Source organism: Brachybacterium netajii (SeqCode) (assembly GCF_054114245.1).
Map to the genome: position 1 here is coordinate 1 of NZ_JBSYXB010000005.1, position 16,192 is coordinate 16,192.

Annotated in this window: 12 protein-coding genes; 11 read left to right on the forward strand and 1 reads right to left on the reverse strand. The window is 72.5% G+C overall.

Annotated features, from left to right (window positions below):
- Nucleotides 1-160 precede the first annotated feature (160 nt).
- Nucleotides 161-1,042 carry a glucose-1-phosphate thymidylyltransferase RfbA gene (rfbA, locus tag ACXET9_RS10805; RefSeq protein ID WP_457886597.1) on the reverse strand — a complete coding sequence of 294 codons (882 nt, stop codon included), beginning with the start codon at nt 1,040-1,042 and terminating at the stop codon, nt 161-163.
- Between the two features lie 125 nt (nt 1,043-1,167).
- On the opposite strand from rfbA, the gene ACXET9_RS10810 reads away from it, so the two are divergent.
- From ACXET9_RS10810 to ACXET9_RS10860, 11 genes are all read left to right on the forward strand, one after another.
- A complete protein-coding gene (locus ACXET9_RS10810) occupies nt 1,168-3,069 on the forward strand; it encodes a polysaccharide biosynthesis tyrosine autokinase (protein ID WP_457886598.1) in 1,902 nt (633 codons plus the stop codon).
- On the forward strand, nt 3,066-4,019 hold the full coding sequence (locus tag ACXET9_RS10815) for a glycosyltransferase (RefSeq protein ID WP_457886599.1): 954 nt from the start codon (nt 3,066-3,068) through the stop codon (nt 4,017-4,019). Before ACXET9_RS10810 ends, ACXET9_RS10815 begins: the two co-directional genes overlap by 4 nt.
- Nucleotides 4,016-5,095, forward strand: a complete 1,080-nt coding sequence (locus ACXET9_RS10820) for a CgeB family protein (RefSeq protein ID WP_457886600.1) — start codon at nt 4,016-4,018, stop codon at nt 5,093-5,095. Before ACXET9_RS10815 ends, ACXET9_RS10820 begins: the two co-directional genes overlap by 4 nt.
- A complete protein-coding gene (locus tag ACXET9_RS10825; RefSeq protein ID WP_457886601.1) occupies nt 5,086-6,318 on the forward strand; it encodes a hypothetical protein in 1,233 nt (410 codons plus the stop codon). Before ACXET9_RS10820 ends, ACXET9_RS10825 begins: the two co-directional genes overlap by 10 nt.
- Nucleotides 6,315-7,157 carry an acylneuraminate cytidylyltransferase family protein gene (locus ACXET9_RS10830; RefSeq protein WP_457886602.1) on the forward strand — a complete coding sequence of 281 codons (843 nt, stop codon included), beginning with the start codon at nt 6,315-6,317 and terminating at the stop codon, nt 7,155-7,157. The genes ACXET9_RS10825 and ACXET9_RS10830 overlap by 4 nt, the downstream gene beginning before the upstream one ends.
- Complete coding sequence (locus tag ACXET9_RS10835; RefSeq protein WP_457886603.1) at nt 7,154-9,403, forward strand: N-acetylneuraminate synthase family protein; 2,250 nt, start codon at nt 7,154-7,156, stop codon at nt 9,401-9,403. The genes ACXET9_RS10830 and ACXET9_RS10835 overlap by 4 nt, the downstream gene beginning before the upstream one ends.
- On the forward strand, nt 9,394-10,581 hold the full coding sequence (locus tag ACXET9_RS10840; RefSeq protein ID WP_457886604.1) for a glycosyltransferase family 4 protein: 1,188 nt from the start codon (nt 9,394-9,396) through the stop codon (nt 10,579-10,581). Before ACXET9_RS10835 ends, ACXET9_RS10840 begins: the two co-directional genes overlap by 10 nt.
- A 104-nt stretch (nt 10,582-10,685) precedes the next feature.
- Nucleotides 10,686-11,834, forward strand: a complete 1,149-nt coding sequence (locus ACXET9_RS10845) for an ABC transporter permease (protein WP_457886605.1) — start codon at nt 10,686-10,688, stop codon at nt 11,832-11,834.
- The gene (locus ACXET9_RS10850; protein ID WP_457886606.1) at nt 11,831-12,940 is read left to right on the forward strand and encodes an acyltransferase family protein; all 1,110 of its coding nucleotides are present in this window, start codon (nt 11,831-11,833) and stop codon (nt 12,938-12,940) included. The genes ACXET9_RS10845 and ACXET9_RS10850 overlap by 4 nt, the downstream gene beginning before the upstream one ends.
- Nucleotides 12,937-14,055: a glycosyltransferase gene (locus ACXET9_RS10855; RefSeq protein ID WP_457886607.1), complete on the forward strand. Its 1,119-nt coding sequence runs from the start codon at nt 12,937-12,939 to the stop codon at nt 14,053-14,055. The genes ACXET9_RS10850 and ACXET9_RS10855 overlap by 4 nt, the downstream gene beginning before the upstream one ends.
- Nucleotides 14,052-16,163, forward strand: a complete 2,112-nt coding sequence (locus ACXET9_RS10860; RefSeq protein ID WP_457886608.1) for a glycosyltransferase — start codon at nt 14,052-14,054, stop codon at nt 16,161-16,163. Before ACXET9_RS10855 ends, ACXET9_RS10860 begins: the two co-directional genes overlap by 4 nt.
- Nucleotides 16,164-16,192: the final 29 nt, after the last annotated feature.

The window sequence follows — 16,192 nt, forward strand, 5'->3', positions numbered from 1 at the left end:
GAGCAGATGGCGCGATGCCATGGAGGCCTCCTGGAAGGTCGGGTGCAGCGGGGGATGGAACGGGGGGAAGCGAGGGAGAGCGAGGGGAAGCGCAGAGGGGAGGAGAGGGGCGCGGGGGACTCGGCGCGAGGGAGCGCCGCGCGTCAGCGCCGGCGGCCGGTCACGACCGGTGCCCGCCCTCCTGCTCGAGCACGTCCAGCAGGTAGCGCCCGTAGCCGGACTTCAGCAGCGGCTGAGCGCGCTCGCGCAGCTCCTCGTCGCTGAGCAGCCCCTGACGCCAGGCGACCTCCTCGGGGGCGCCGATGGACAGGCCCTGACGATGCTGGACCGTGCGGATGAACTCGGCCGCGGCGGCGAGATCGTCGAAGGTGCCGGTGTCGAGCCAGGCGGTGCCGCGGGTGAGGACGTCGACCCGCAGCTTCCCTTCGTCCAGGTAGGTGCGGTTGAGGTCGGTGATCTCCAGCTCGCCGCGGGCGGAGGGAGTCAGCGCCTTGGCGCGCTCGACGACGGTGCGGTCGTAGAAGTAGAGGCCGGGCACGGCGAGGTTCGACTTCGGGTGCTCGGGCTTCTCCTCGAGGGAGAGGGCCCGCCCGTCGGCGTCCATCTCGACGACGCCGTAGGCGGTCGGATCCTTCACCGGGTAGCCGAAGACGACGGCGCCGTCCACCTCCTGGAACCGGCTGAGCTGGGTGCCGAGGCCGTCGCCGTGGAAGAGGTTGTCGCCGAGCACGAGGGCGGCGGGCCCGTCGGCGAGGAACTCCTCGCCGAGCAGGAACGCCTGGGCGAGACCGTCGGGCGAGGGCTGGACCGTGTAGGTCAGCTCGATGCCGAAGCGGCTGCCGTCGCCGAGCACGCGGCGGAACGCCTCGTGGTCCGCGGGCGTGGTGATGATGAGGATCTCCCGGATGCCCGCGAGCATGAGCGTGGAGAGAGGGTAGTAGATCATCGGCTTGTCGTAGACCGGCATGAGCTGCTTGGAGACGCCGATCGTCAGCGGATGAAGACGGGATCCGGTCCCGCCGGCCAGGATGATGCCGCGCATGGGGCCAGTATGGCGGTCCCTCGGGGCCGGTGGGTGAACGAAAGATGGTCATGCTGTTCTTGCAGTGCTTTCACCACTTACTATCGGACTGACCCCGTGTCCCCTCCTGAAACGACGTGCTTCCGGTGACGATCGAGGATTTCCTGCGCCTACTGCTGCGTAACCTTTTGCTGCTGGTCATCGTGACTGTTCTCGGCGCCGCCGCCGGATATGGCTTCTCGTATACGAAGACCCCGCAGTACGCGGCCTCGGCGCTCGGCTACGTCTCGGTCGGCTCCAGCTCGGAGACCGCGCAGGCGGGAGCGACCATGCAGGCGCAGTACCAGCGGGCGCAGACCTACCTGCCGCTGTTCTCCACGCGCGTGGTCGGCGAGCGGATCGTCGAGACGACCGGCGTGGGCATGAGCCCGAACCAGGTGGCCGGCTCGCTGAGCGCGTCCATCGACCCCAACGCCCCGATCATCACGGTCACGGCCGTCGCCTCCGACGCGGAGACCGCCGGGAAGATCGCCGACGCCGCGGTCGAGGCCGTCGCCATCGAGGCGCGCACCATCGAGACCGGCGGTAACGAGAACGCCTCGGCCGCCTACCAGCTGGTCGTCTACCAGACGGCCACGCCGCCGGGCGCCCCCATCTCCCCGGACCGCAACCGGTTCGCGGCCGCGGGCGCCGCCGCCGGTCTGCTGATCGCGCTCGCCCTCGCCTGGCTGCGCGATCGCAACGACTCGCGGATCCGCACGGCCGACGACGTCGTCGAGGGCCTCGGCGTGCCGCTCCTGGGCACCCTGCCGGACTCCCGCGAGATGAACCGCGGCAAGGACGGCGTGCTGCCAGAGCTGACGGCCTTCGAGACCCGCGAGGCCGTCCGCAAGCTCCGCACGAACCTCCGCTACATCGACGTCGATGCGCCGCCGCGCTCGATCGTCGTGACCTCGAGCGCCCCCGGCGAGGGCAAGTCGACGGTGTCGGCGAACCTCGCGCGGGTCATGGCCCGCGCCGGTCAGCCGACGCTGCTGATCGATGCCGACCTGCGCCGACCGAAGGTCGCCGAGGAGTTCGGGGTCGACGGCTCCGTCGGCCTCTCGCAGCTGCTCGCGGGCGCGGTCATGCTCGACGCCGCGGTGCAGCCGACGAGCACGCCGATGCTCTCGCTGCTGCCGGCCGGCCAGGTCCCGCCGAACCCCTCGGAGCTGCTGGGCTCACGCCGCATGAAGGAGCTCATCGAGGAGCTCTCCGGGCAGTTCTTCATCATCGTCGACGCCCCGCCGGTGCTCGCCGTGACCGACGCCCAGCTGCTCTCCCGCCACACCGACGGCGCGATCCTGGTCGCCGTCCCCGGCCGCTCGCGGTCGATCGCGGTCTCCCGGGCCGTCGAGTCCCTCCGCTCGATCGGCGGCAAGGTCTACGGCATCGTCCTGAACCGCGCCTCGCAGAGCCGCTTCACGCGCCTCGCCTACGGCGACGCCGAGTACGGCTACGGCGCCTACGGCCGCTACGCCTACGGCGGCAAGAACGGATACGCGCAGGCCGAGGCCCAGACCACGGACATCGAGATCGCCGATGCCGGCGGCCCCGCCGAGCCGCTCACGGAGTCGGCCGTCCCCGCCCCGCCCGTCGAGGAGAACACGGGGCCGCGCCGCCGGCGCGCCGCCTCCCCGGCGCCGGCCTCCGCTGCGGCACCCGCTGCTGCTGCGGCGCCCGCTGCTGCTGCGGCACCCGCCGCTGCCGCCCCGGCCCCCGCGGCCCGGGCCTCCGCTCCTGCGGCCCGGGCCGCCGCCCCCGCCGCCCCGGCCCCTGCCGCGTCGGACCAGGCCTCCGCCTGGGGCCCGGCGTCGACGACGGCCGCGGCCGCCGCCGCGTACTCGTCCCTGTCGACGCGCTCGGCGTCGCCCGCGCCCACGCACTCCGCATCGTCCGCGCCCACGCAGTCGGCGGCGCCCGCGCCGTCGCCCGCCCCGGCGCCGAGCCGCCCCGCCGAGAACGCCGCCCAGGACGTCGCTGCGGACGCCGACGAGGCCTCCCGATGACCGGACTCGACCGCCTCGGCGTCGTCATCCCCGTCCACGGGACGATCGACCCGGTGCTGCCGCTGCTGGACGCGCTCGTCGGCCCCGGCGCCGGCCCCGCCGCCGAGCCGGCCGACCGACCCGCCCGCGTGCTCGTCGTCGACGACGCGAGCCCCGAGCCGATCGACGCGAGCGCGCTGCCCGCGGGCGTCGAGCTCGTGGTCCGCGCGGCGAACGGCGGCTTCGGCGCGGCGGTGAACACGGGCCTGTGGGCGCTCGGCGACCTCGACCGGGCGCTCGTCCTGAACTCCGACCTCACGATCCCGCCGGGCTTCTGCCGCGCCGCCCTCGAGCATGCCGAGCCGTGGGGACCCGCCGTCGTCGGCTTCCGGGTGCTCGACCCCGACGGCGCGAGCGCCCACTCGGCGCGGCGCTTCCCGACGATCGGCCACCAGGTCGTCGAATGGCTCGTCCCGCTCGCCTCGCAGCGCGACCGCGACCTGCTGCACCGGGCCGTCGGCCACGATCTCGCGGCCGACCGCGCCACCGGCATGGTCCCCGTGGACTGGGTGTCGGGGGCGGCGCTCCTGCTGCCCCTCGCGGAGGTCCGCGCGGCCGGCGGCTTCGACGAGGGGTACTTCATGTACACCGAGGAGGTCGACCTGCAGCTGCGGCTGCGGCGCTCGGGCATCCCCGCCCTGCTGGACGCGGACCTCGCTGTGCACCACGAGGGCGGCGGCTCCTCCGGCGGGGAGGCCCGTCGGCGCCGCTGGCTCGTCGGCGCCCGCACCCGCTATGCGCGGCGCCACGGGCATGTGCATCTCCTCCGGGCGGGTCTCACGGCCGCGACCGGGGCCAATCTGATCTGGAACACGGGCCGACGTCTCGCCGGGCGCGACGTGCGGCCCCTCACCGTGGCGCGCGAGGAGCTCACCCTCATCCACCGCGCCGGAACGGAGCTCCCCCGATGAGCACGAACGGCCCCTCGCCGTCGGCGACGCCCTCGTCCTCGGCGACGCCCGTGCCCGGCACCCGGCAGGAGACGCTGCTGCTGGTCACCCCGGCCTTCCACGGCTACTGGCGGAGCATCGGCGACGCCTTCGAGCGGCTCGGGCACCGGGTCGGGGTCGTCCGCTACGACGCCTACGACACGGTCGCCGAGAAGACCCGCCTGAAGGCGACCGTCGAGCTCCCCGATCGCCTGCGCCTGCCGGGGGCCGACGACCGTCGCACCGCCGAGCGGGCCCGTCTCACCGACCGGGTGATCGCGGCGCTGCAGCGGATCCGGCCCGACCGGGTCGTCATCATCAAGGGCGACGGCCTCGACGAGCGCTTCTGGGACGCCCTCGGCGACACCCCGCGGATCCTCTGGCTCTACGACGACCTCCACCGCCACGACTACACGGAGGAGTTCCTCCGCGAGGTCGGCCCGATCGTCGACTACGCCCGCTCCGAGGCCGAGGACCTCCGCGCCCTCGGCGCCGACGCCCACTTCGTGCCCAACGCCTTCGACCCCCACCGGGCGGAGCGGACGAGCGCCCGCACCGGCGAGATCGTCTTCATCGGCTCCGGCTACGCCAACCGCATGACGACCCTGACGCACCTCGCCGACCAGGGCCTGCCCGTGCACGCCTGGGGCCGGGACTTCTCCCGCCATCCCTGGGACCGGGCCCGGACCTTCTCCTGGTCGCGCCCGTCCTTCGCGTCCTCCCGCGAGGTCCCCCTCGAGCGCGCCTACCAGATCCATGCGGAGGCCGCGGCCGCCGTCGCGATCCACGGCCTGCAGAACGGGCATGCGATGCGCACCTTCGAGATCCCCGGCATGGGCGGCGTCCAGCTCGTCGACCGCGACGACGTCGACCAGTTCTACGACGTGGGCACCGAGGTCGCCGTCTGGCACGACCTCGACGAGCTCACCGAGCTCAGCCGCCGCGCGATCGCCGACCCCGGCTGGGCGCAGGGCCTGCGCGACGCCGGCCGGCGCCGCACCCTCGCCGAGCACACCTTCGACCATCGGATCCAGGAGGTCGACCGGCTGTGGCGCTGATCCACCCTCGCAGTCTCGAGCGCTGGCAGGAATGGCAGGAGTCCCGGCACCGGGCCCGCCGCGCGAAGCACGCCGTGACCGGCGCCGTCTCCGGCGTGACCGGGGCGGTCCGCTCGCGCCTCGGCGGCTCCGCTGCGGCGAACGCCTGGTCGGCGGCCGGGTCGACGAGCGGGCCGACGGGGGAGACGTCGGTCGACGGCGGACGCTTCACCCGCCTCAGCCGCGAGGGCGCGGGCACCGGCGGGCGTCGCGTGCTGCTGGGCGTGGACTCCGCCTCCCCGACCTCCCGGGCGAGCCTGCTGACGGCCCTGCCGTATCTCGATGCGGGCGTCGACGTGCTGCTGCCGACCGACGTCCCCCTCGACCGGCTCCCCGAGCTCGGCGAGGCGGGCTCGTGGACGATCGAGCGCTCCGACGACGCCTCCCGTCTGCTCGAGGGCCGCGGGATCGGCGCGGTCGCGACCCTCGGCCAGCATCTCGAGGTCGGGCGCCTCGCCCACCGTTGGGCGCAGGGCGCGGCCGTTCCCGCCGCCGTCGTCCAGCACGGCGCGCTCACGCCTTTCGCGCCCCCGCTGCCGCCCGACACCACGCTCCTGGCCTGGACCGACGCCGACGGCGCGTTCTACCGCTCGGGCCGTGACGACCTGGAGATCCGCACGATCGGCTCGCAGCTGCTGTGGCAGGCCGCCCATGAGGGCGACGGGGAGGATCCCGCCGCAGGTGCGAACGGCGGCGCGACCGCCGGTGCCGGTGCCAGTGCAGGTGCGCGCGCGGGCTCGTCGGCCGACGGGCGACCGGTGTTCCTCGGGCAGATGCACGGCGCGGAGCTCGCGCGCCGCCTGACCGCGACCGTCCCGTACTCCTTCTGCCGCGAGGAGGGGGCGCTGTACCGCCCCCATCCCGCGGAGGTGGACGTGCTCTCCCGCAGCGTGCATGCGGTCATGCGCCGCCGCGGCATCGTCTTCCACGACACCGCGATCCCGCTGCGGCAGATCGACGGGCCCGTCGTCGGGATCTTCTCCACGGGCGTGCTCGAGGCCGCGGTGCGGGGACTGCCCGCGTACGTCGTCGGCCGGCAGATGCCCGAGTGGGTGCGCGAGTTCTGGGTCCGCTACGACATGCGTCCCTGGCGGCGCGGCGGCGGCGACCCGACCCCGGCCCCCGAGGTCGGGGCCGACGAGCCCGCCCGCCTGGTCGCGCAGTTCCTGGAGGGAGCGGCATGACCGCGCTCGTCGTGATCCCCGCGCGCGGCGGCTCGAAGGGCATCCCGCGCAAGAACCTGCTGCCCGTCGGCGGGCGTCCGCTGATCGCCTGGACGATCGCGCAGGCGCTCGAGGCGCAGCGCGTCGGCGCGAGCGCGGCCGACAGCGCGGCCGACAGCGCGGCCGACGGTGCGGGCGGTGCCGCAGCGTCCGCCGGTGCGGGCTCGGCGGCGGCCGACGTGATCGTCGCGGTGTCGACGGAGGACGCGGAGATCGCCGAGGTCTCCCGCGCCCACGGCGCCCGCGTGATCGAGCGGCCCGCGGAGCTGGCCGTCGACACGGCGCCCACCGAGCCCGTCGTGCTGCATGCGATGGACGTCGTCGAGGCGGAGCTCGCCGCGGAGAACGCGGAGCGCGGCCTCGCCGCCGGCGACCCGGGCGCGCGCGTCCTCGACGCCGTGGTGCTGCTGCAGGCGACCTCGCCGGTGCGGCACCCCGACACGATCGCGCGGGCCCTTGCGCAGTTCCGCGACAGCGGCGCCGACAGCCTCGTCGGCGTCGTCCCCGAATCCCCCTTCTTCTGGCGCCTCCCCGAGCGCCCGGGGGAGGGCGCCCGCGCCGCCTACGACGTGACCGCCCGGCCGCGTCGGCAGGAGCTCCGGGCCGATCAGATGCACTACTTCGAGAACGGGAGCCTGTACGTGACGGCCCCGCAGATCTACCGCACGCTGCAGAATCGCATCGGCGGACGCACCGAGCTCTTCGTGCTCGACGAGGTCGAGGGCGTCGACATCGACACCCTCACCGACGTCGCCGCCGCGGAGTCGATGCTCGCCCGCCTCGGATGGAGGACGTCATGATCCTGGATCGCAACACCGCCGCCTATGCCGTCGACGAGGGCGCGAGCGTCCTCGAGGCCCTGCGCCGCATCAGCGAGAACCAAGCCCGCATGGTGCTGGTCGTGGACTCCCACGGGACCGTCCGCGGGAGCCTCACCGACGGGGACGTGCGCCGCTGGCTCGTGTCCCAGGCGACCCCGGACCTGTCCGCGGCCGTCGTGGATGCAGCCCACACCTCCTTCGTCTCGGTCGTCGAGGGCACCCCCGTCGCCGAGATCTCGCGGCTGTTCGGCGGCGGCGTCGACCGCATCCCCGTCGTCGACGAGCGCGGGCGGCTGGTCGCCGTCGCGAGCCCCGGCACGCGGACCCTCACGATCGGCCGCCGCACCGTCGGCGCGGGCCATCCGGCGCTGCTGATCGGCGAGATCGGCAACAACCATCAGGGCGACGTGGCGATGGCGAAGGAGCTCGTCGACCGCTGCGTCGACGCCGGCGTCGACACCGTGAAGTTCCAGCTGCGCGACATGGAGGCCCTGTACCGCTCGGGCGGGACCGGCAGCGCCGGCGAGGACCTCGGCCCCCAGTACACGATGAACCTGCTGGCCAAGTACTCGCTGTCGGTCGAGGACATGTACCGCGTGTTCGACCATTGCGCCGCGCGCGACGTCGACGTCATCTGCACCCCCTGGGACATCCCCTCGGCCGACGCCCTGGATCGCTACGGCATGGGCGGTTACAAGATCGCCTCCGCCGATCTCACCAACCACGACCTGCTCGGGCACGTCGCCGACTTCGGCGCCGCGATGATCGTCTCCACCGGCATGAGCACCGAGCAGGAGATCAGCGGGGCCGTCGAGGTGCTGCGCCAGCACGGCGCGCCCTTCGCGCTGCTGCAGACGCAGTCGACCTATCCGGCGCCCTACAAGGACCTGAACCTGCGCTACATGGACCGCCTCGCCGAGCTGGGCGACTGCCTCGTCGGCTACTCCGGCCACGAGCGCGGCTGGCACGTGCCCGTCGCGGCCGTCGCCCGCGGCGCCGCGATCGTCGAGAAGCACGTGACCCTCGACAAGACCCTCGAGGGCAACGACCACAAGGTCTCGCTGCTGCCCGACGAGCTCGCGAGCATGGTCCGCCAGATCCGCGAGGTCGAGGAGGCGCTCGGCTCCGACGGTCCGCGCGAGCTCTCCACCGGCGAGCTCATGAACCGCGTCAACCTCGCCAAGTCGCTCGTCGCCTCCCGCGACCTGCGCGCCGGCGACACCGTCACCGCGGCCGACGTCGACGTGAAGAGCCCCGGCCGCGGCCTCCAGCCCGACCGCCGCGAGGCGCTGCTGGGCGTGACCCTGCACCGCGACGTGCCCGCCGGCGACTTCTTCTACCCGGGCGACCTCGCCGGACGCCCCCGCACCCGCAGCGACTACAGCTTCCGCCGCCCGTGGGGCCTGCCCGTGCGCTTCCACGACTTCCGCGACCTGCTCGAGGTCTCCCGTCCCGAGTTCCTCGAGTTCCACCAGAGCGCCAAGGACATGGACCTCGACCCCGCGCAGTTCTTCGCCGAGGGCGAGAAGCTCGAGCAGTTCCACACCGTCCACGCCCCCGACCTGTACCCCGGGGACTTCCTCATCGACCTCGCCTCGCCCGACGAGACGATCTGGGAGCGCTCGATCCGCGAGGTCCAGCGGGTCGTCGACCTCACCCGCGACCTGCGGCAGTGGTTCACCTGCGAGGAGGACCCGATCGTGATCGTCACGATGGGCGGCTTCCTCCCCGACCGCCACCTGCGGCCCGAGGAGCGCTACCCGCTGTACGAGCGGATCCAGCAGGGCCTCGAGCGGGTCGACGAGGAGGGCGTGCGCCTGACCGCGCAGACCCTCCCGCCGTTCCCGTGGCTCATGGGCGGCCAGCAGTACCACAACCTGTTCATGGAGCCCGAGGACACCGCCTGGTTCTGCGAGACCTACGGCCGACGCCTCACCTTCGACGTCTCCCACTCGAAGCTCGCCGCGAACTTCTTCGGGCGCCCCTTCAGCGAGTACATCGACATCATGGGCCCGTACACCGAGCACCTCCACATCGTCGACTCCGTGGGCGTCGACGGCGAGGGCGTGCAGGTCGGCGAGGGCGAGGTCGACTTCAAGGACCTCGCCGAGCGCATGGACCGCCTCGCCCCGAAGGCCCCCTTCATCCCCGAGATCTGGATGGGCCACGTGAACACCGGCGAAGGCTTCTTCACGGCGCTCGATCGGCTGCGGGAATGGTTCTGAGGACCGCCCTCTGGTGCGTGCCCGTCGCCGACCTCGGCGGCGTCGCCCGGCACGTGCTCGACGCCGCCCGGACCGGCGTGCCCGGGTGGCGGATCGTGGTGCTCTGCCCCGAGGGGCCGCTCGCCGAGCGTCTCCGCGCTCTCGGCGTGCCCGTGCTCGTCGGCCCGGTCTCGCCCGACGACGGGACCCGCGCCGCGGTCGCCGCGATCCGCGACGCGCTCCGGCGCCTGCGGCCCGACGTCCTCCACACGCACCTCGCCTTCGCGGATCTCGCGGGCATCGCCGCCGTCCAGGGCCTGCGCTCCGGACGCGGCGAGCGCATCCGCGTCGTCTCCACCGAGCACGGGATCGCGGGCGTCCGCGGCTACTACCAGGCCTCCGAGGCCGCGGCGCGCGCGAAGGCGGCCGCGCATCGCGCCCGCCTGCTGCGCACCGACCGGATAATCGCCGTCAGCGAGTCCACGCGCAAGCAGGTCGCCGCGCAGTGGGGGAGCGCGGAGAAGATCGTCGTGGTGCGCAACGAGGTCGAGGCGCCGGGTGCGGGGACCGGAGCGGCGGAGCCGCGGCCGGGCCTGCGGATCCTCTCGCTCGCGCGCCTTGCGCCCGAGAAGCGGATCGACGAGCTCCTGCGGGCCTTCGTGCATGTCCTGCGCGAGCATCCCGAGGCGACCCTGACGATCGCCGGCACCGGCCCCGAGGAGGCCTCGCTGCGAGCGCGCGCCGGCATCCTCGGCCTCGCCGACCACGTCGCCTTCGTGGGCCACGTGGACGCGGCCGATGCCCTGCGCAGCCACGACGTGGTCGTGCAGCTCTCCGTCTGGGAGAACCTCTCCTACACGCTCCTCGACGCCGTCGCCCACGGCCTCGGCGTCGTCGCGACGGACGTCGGCGGGAATAGCGAGATCGTGCCGGAGCGGTGCCTGGTGGCGAGCGGCGGCGGTTCCGGCGCCGGGGCGGGGGCGGAAGCAGGCATCGCGGGGGCTGCGCCAGGGGCGCTGCCGGCGGAGGAGATCGCGCGGCAGATCGTGGAGCAGGGGCTGGAGGTGGGGGAGCGGCCGGGTCGCGGAGAGCCGAGGATGTCGGTCGCCGATGTCGACACCGCCGGCGTTGCCCCGGAGAGCGGCCTCGAGATCATGTGCAACGGGATCGCCCGGGTCTATGCGGAGACGCTGGCATGAGGACGCAGGGCAGCGGCGCATCGATGGTCGGTGGACGCCGAGCCTCGACGGCATCCGGAGGGCGCAAGCCTCTCCTGAGCGGGAGCCTGCGACGCAGCGCCGCGATGACGGCGTCGGCCGTCGGCTCCTGGCGGATCCCGGAGCTCGTGCTGTTCGCCTGCCTGATCTTCGAGGATGCGCTGTTCGGTCTGCCGCTGCCGTTCAACCAGGTCGCGATGGCGCTGATCATCGTCCTCGGCATGACACGCTCTCCGTGCGTGGCCCTCGGGCGCCTGCAGCTCATCGTCCCGGTGCTCGCGATCGGTCTGTTCTACATCGCGATGATCTCGATGTTCGCCGACCCTTCGGAGCTCGCGTCGGACTGGTCCCGCCGCTTCATCCGGCTCGCGCTCACGGGGGTGTTCATCCTCGTCGTCGCGGCGGGACGGATCGATCTCCGCTCAGCGCTGGCGGGGACCGCCATCGGGTTATATGCCAATGCCATCGCCTTCTACGCCGGCGTCGCCCCGGATGGATACGGGGGCGTGCTCTCCGGCTTCCTCATCGACAAGAACGTCGCCGGCATGACGTATGCGATCTTCGGAATCCTCGTGCTGCTGGCCGCAGAGCGTCCGTCGGTCAAGGCGGCGATCGTGCTCTCGATGGGGGGACTGGTCTGGTTGACCGGCTCGCGGACGTCGATCTCCGCGTTCGTCGCTGCGGTGCTCTGGATCATCTTCGCGCCCCGGATCGGAGCGGTCGGGCGCTGGGTGATGGGCGTGCTGATCGTCGTCACGGTAGACCTCCTCGCGGAGGACTTCTCGCGGATCGGCATCTTCTCCGACCGGGAGGGCTCTGATCTGCTGCGCTCGCGCATCAACGCGGCGACGCAGATCAAGGTCAGCGAGACGGGCTTCTTCGGCCAGGGACTCGGTGAGGCCTACATCGTGTTCGAGGACAATCCGACCAAGATCTGGTACTTCCACAACTCATTCTCCTCCGCGCTCGTCGAGGGGGGATGGCCGTGGCTGCTCCTCCTGCTCGGGATCACGATCGTGGTCGCCCTCAGACCTTTCGGGGAGAACCTCGACAAGCGGGAGGTCATCGTCCAAGCGGCGACGATCACGACGCTGATCTGCGCCTGGAAGCTCGGCGAGGTCCTCTTCACCCTGCAATGGGGGCTGCTCATCGGAGTCGCCCTCCTGGTGCATGCCGAGGCGAAGGCTGCAGCCGCGGAGAGCGATTCAGGGACCGTGGAGGAGCGTCGCGGATGATCGCTGAGACGGGCACCAGGAGCAGGCGCTTCCTCGAGCTGGACGGGTTGCGGGGGATCGCGGCCGTGCTCGTCGTCGGGAGTCATCTGACCTTCGCATACGACAGCAAGTACCCAGGGGAGAGCGCCCCGTTCGCGAGCATCGCGTGGGGTGCCTATGGCGTTCAGCTGTTCTTCTTCATCTCCGGATTCGTGATCCTGATGAGCGCGCAGCGCGCGAAGTCGTCGAGCGACTTCGTCATCTCCCGCTTCTCCCGCCTCTTCCCGGTCTACTGGCTCGCGGTGACGGTGAGCATCATCGTGTCGATCCTGTTCCGGGTGCCGCACACGGACGTCGGGTGGGCGGCTCGCCTGCTGAACTACACGATGGTGCAGCGGCTGATCCTCGTCCCCAACGTCGACGAGGTCTATTGGACTCTTTCCATCGAGATGCAGTTCTATGCCCTGATCCTCGCGCTCCTGCTGCTCACCCATGCGAAGATCACGGATCGGCTCGTCCCCTGGATCGCCGGCATCTGGATCTCGGTCTCCCTGGTCATCGCGACCCTCGCGAGACCCCACACGCTGGGCATCGACCCGCAGCTCGTCGTGACCACATGGAAGATCCCGCTCAACCTCCTGCTGGTCGAATGGGGGCCCTTCTTCTCGGCCGGCATGCTCATGCACCTGGCCCGGAAGGACGCCCGGTATCGCATCGGCGGGCTCCTCGCCGTGCTGTCGACGGTCGTCATCTCCGGGATCCTCCATGGCTGGGAGCAGATGGCGTGGGTCGCGGGGGTGGCGATGCTCTTCACCGTCGTCGTGCTCCGGGAACGCACCGGCGTCCTGCTCTGGCGCCCGATCCAGTTCTACGGGCGGATCAGCTACTCCCTGTACATCGGACATGCGGTCTCCGGTTACGCGATCCTCCATCTGATCGCCCCGTTCACCGGCAGGAACCTCGGCATGGTGGTCACCTTTGCCGCGGTCACCGGGATCGCCGTCGTCTATCACCGGATCGGGGAGGTGTACCTCTCCGGGAAGATGAAGGAATGGCTCCTCGCCCTCCGTGACCGCTGGAGGAGCCGTCGCCGTTCCCAGGATGCCCCGGAAGGGATCGAGGCATGACGGCCGGGACGCACCGTGCTCGCATCGCAATCGCCACCAACAACGGCGACATCGGCGGCGGTGAGGTCATGCTCCTCAACATCGCCGAGGCGCTGCGAGAGCTCGGCATCGAGGTTCTCGTGATCGGTCCGGCCAGGCCGGGCGACCTCGTCGCCGAGGCCGCGGAGCGCGGGTTCGAGACCATCGTCCTGCCGGCCCAGGGACGGCGCGCCTACATGCTCGCCCTCCTGCGCTGGCGCCTGCGGAACCGGCGCATCCCGCTGTGGTGCAACGGCCTCGTCCCCTCCACGGCGACCGCCGGGATCGGTCCCCGCATCGTGCACCTGCACATCCTGCCGAGCGGGCTGCAGAAGGCCGCCGTGCGGGTGGCGCGCCTCGGTGCCCGGGCGACGCTCGTCCCGTCCTCGTTCATGGCGGAACGGATCCCCGGGGCCCGGGTCCTCGCGAACTGGACCGTCGACATCGCGCGCCGAGAGCCAGCGCCCGAGGGCCATGCCGCGCACCGCGTGGGCTACCTGGGTCGCCTCACGCGGGACAAGGGCGTCGACGTGCTCGCACGGGCGATGACGCAGGTCATCGCTGGGGGTGCCGGAGACGAGCGTCTGCTGCTGGCAGGGGAGAACCGCTTCGGCACCGAGGAGGACGACCGGGCGATCAGCGGTGCGCTCGCCCCGATCGCCGACCATGTGGACCAGCCCGGTTGGATCGACCGCGGGGAGTTCTTCGCCGCGGTCGACCTCGCCGTGTTCCCCTCGATCTGGCCGGAGTCCTTCGGCATGACCGTCGCCGAGGCCATGGCCGCCGGCGCGCCCTTCGTGATCACCGACGTCGGCGCGCTGCCCGAGGTCGCGGGGGGCGACCACCCGTGGATCGTGCCGGCCGGCGACGACACCGCCCTGGCCGCCGCGATCACCGCCGCGCTCGCCGATGCCGACCCCTCCGGCCGCTCCGCGCAGGCCGACGCCGCGCGGATGCGCTGGGAGCAGGAGTTCTCCCCGGCGGCCGGTCGGCGACGCGTCGCCGAGCTCCTCGCCCAGCTTCCTGACCTGGCGCGCCGCCCTGCAGGCGGTGCCCGCCCCATCGACCCGACTCATCCTCAGGAGGCCTCCCGGTGACCGACGAGACCCCGATCGCCAGCATCATCGTGCCGTCCTACCGCGGCGTCGACCGTCTGCCGGCGCTGCTCGACTCCTTCGCGGGCCAGGCGGAGGGGACGCCCTCCTTCGAGGTGATCACCGTGGTCGACGGCGTCGACGACGGCTCGGTCGCGCTGCTCGCCGCTGACGACCGGTTCCCCGTGCGCAGCATCGTCTTCCCCGAGAACCGGGGGAGGGTCGCTGCCCTGAACGCCGGGTTCGAGGCCGCGCGCGGCGAGGTGCTGATCCGCTGCGACGACGACCTGGTGGTCCCGTCGGGATTCGTGACCTCGCATGTCCGCTTCCATGCGTCTGCAGGCCGGGCAGGCGGGGTCGGCCTCACGCAGGACATCCACGAGAGATCGGCCTACGCCCGGGCCTACGGCGAAGCCGCGGCCGCGAGCTCGTTCGCGGCGGCCTCGGCGCGGGGCGCCGACGAGCGCTGGCGGCTCTGGGCGGCGAACTGCTCGATCACCCGGGAGACCTGGGAGGAGATCGGTCCGTACAGCACCGCCTACCGCGCCTACGGCTGGGAGGACGTCGACTACGGGTACCGGCTCCATGCCGCCGGCATCCCGGTCGGCCTCGTCGACGGGGCGACCGCCGAGCATCACGGCCCGGCGCGCACCGCCGCCGCCCGCACCGTCAAGGCCTACGAGGCCGGTGCCGCGCGCGCGACCTTCCTCGCGCGGCACCCGGAGGCCCCGCTGCCGGCGGCATCGGCCGGCTCGGGTCCGTGGGGCCTGGCCGTCGGATCGACCGCTCGGCTGCTCCGTTCGGTACGCGGCGCCCGGACATACGCGGCGGCAGTCGATCGGGTCCTCCCCATGGCGCCCCCGGCCGTCGGCCGCAAGCTCGTCGCCCTCGGCGTCGAGGCCGCCGGCCTCGCCGGAACCAGGCAGGGCGCAGCGGCGCCGAAGCACCGAGCAGCGCCGGCCGGCATCGCGTCTGATGGCGCGGAACGCCCCCGCATAGCCATCGCTCACGACTACCTCACGCAGCGCGGCGGGGCAGAGCGCGTGGTGCTGTCCCTCGCCCGAGCGTTCCCCGACGCCGAGATCCACACGCTCTTCTACGCACCCGACCAGACCTATCCCGAGTTCCGCGACATGCGGATCCGCACGAGCGGCCTGAACCGGATCGGTCCCTTCCGGCGCGATCCCCGCATCGCCCTGCCGCTCCTCGCGGCGGCCTCCTCCCGGATGACGATCGACGCCGACATCGTCATCGCCTCCTCCTCCGGCTGGGCGCACGCCTTCCCGACCGATGGCCGGAAGATCGTCTACTGCCACTCCCCGGCGCGCTGGCTCTACCTCCCCGAGGACTATCTTGGGGACGCAGGGCGACTGGACCCCAAGCGCCTGCTGCTCAGCGTGCTGACGCCGGCGCTGACGATCTGGGACCGCCGCGCCGCGATGACCGCGCACCGCTATCTCGCGAACTCGTCCGTCGTGCGCGAGCGGATTCGCCGCGTCTACCGGATCGATGCACCGACCCTCTTCCCGCCCTTCAGCCCCGCCGTCGCCGAGGGCGAGCAGGAGCCGATCTCCGAGCTCGCCGGCTGGGCCGGAGCCGACGGCACCGAGGGCGGGCATTTCCTCGTGGTCTCCCGCCTGCAGCCGTACAAGCACGTCGACCGCGTGATCGAGGCGTTCCGCGGGCTGCCCGACGAGCGCCTGCTGGTCATCGGCAAGGGACCCGAGAAGGAGCATCTCGCGGCGCTCGCCGGCGAGAACGTCCGCCTCGTCGAGGGCCTCTCCGATGCGCAGATGCGCTGGGCCTACGGGAATGCGCGCGCGCTCATCGCCGCGAGCCACGAGGACTTCGGGCTCACCCCGCTCGAAGCCGGGGCCCATGGTGTGCCGACGATCGCGCTCCGCGCCGGCGGGTATCTCGACACCGTCGAGGAGGGCGTGAACGGGCTCTTCTTCGAGGAGCCGACGGCGGAGGCGATCCGGGCGGCGGTTCAGCAGGCGATGCTGGTGGAGAGTTCCTCGGAGTCCATCCGGGACCGAGCGCAGAGCTTCGCGGAGCAGCGATTCATCGAGCGACTGAGGGAGATCACGGAGGACCCGCTGCGCCGCTGAGTCGCGAGCGGTGGCCCGTCACCGGGCGT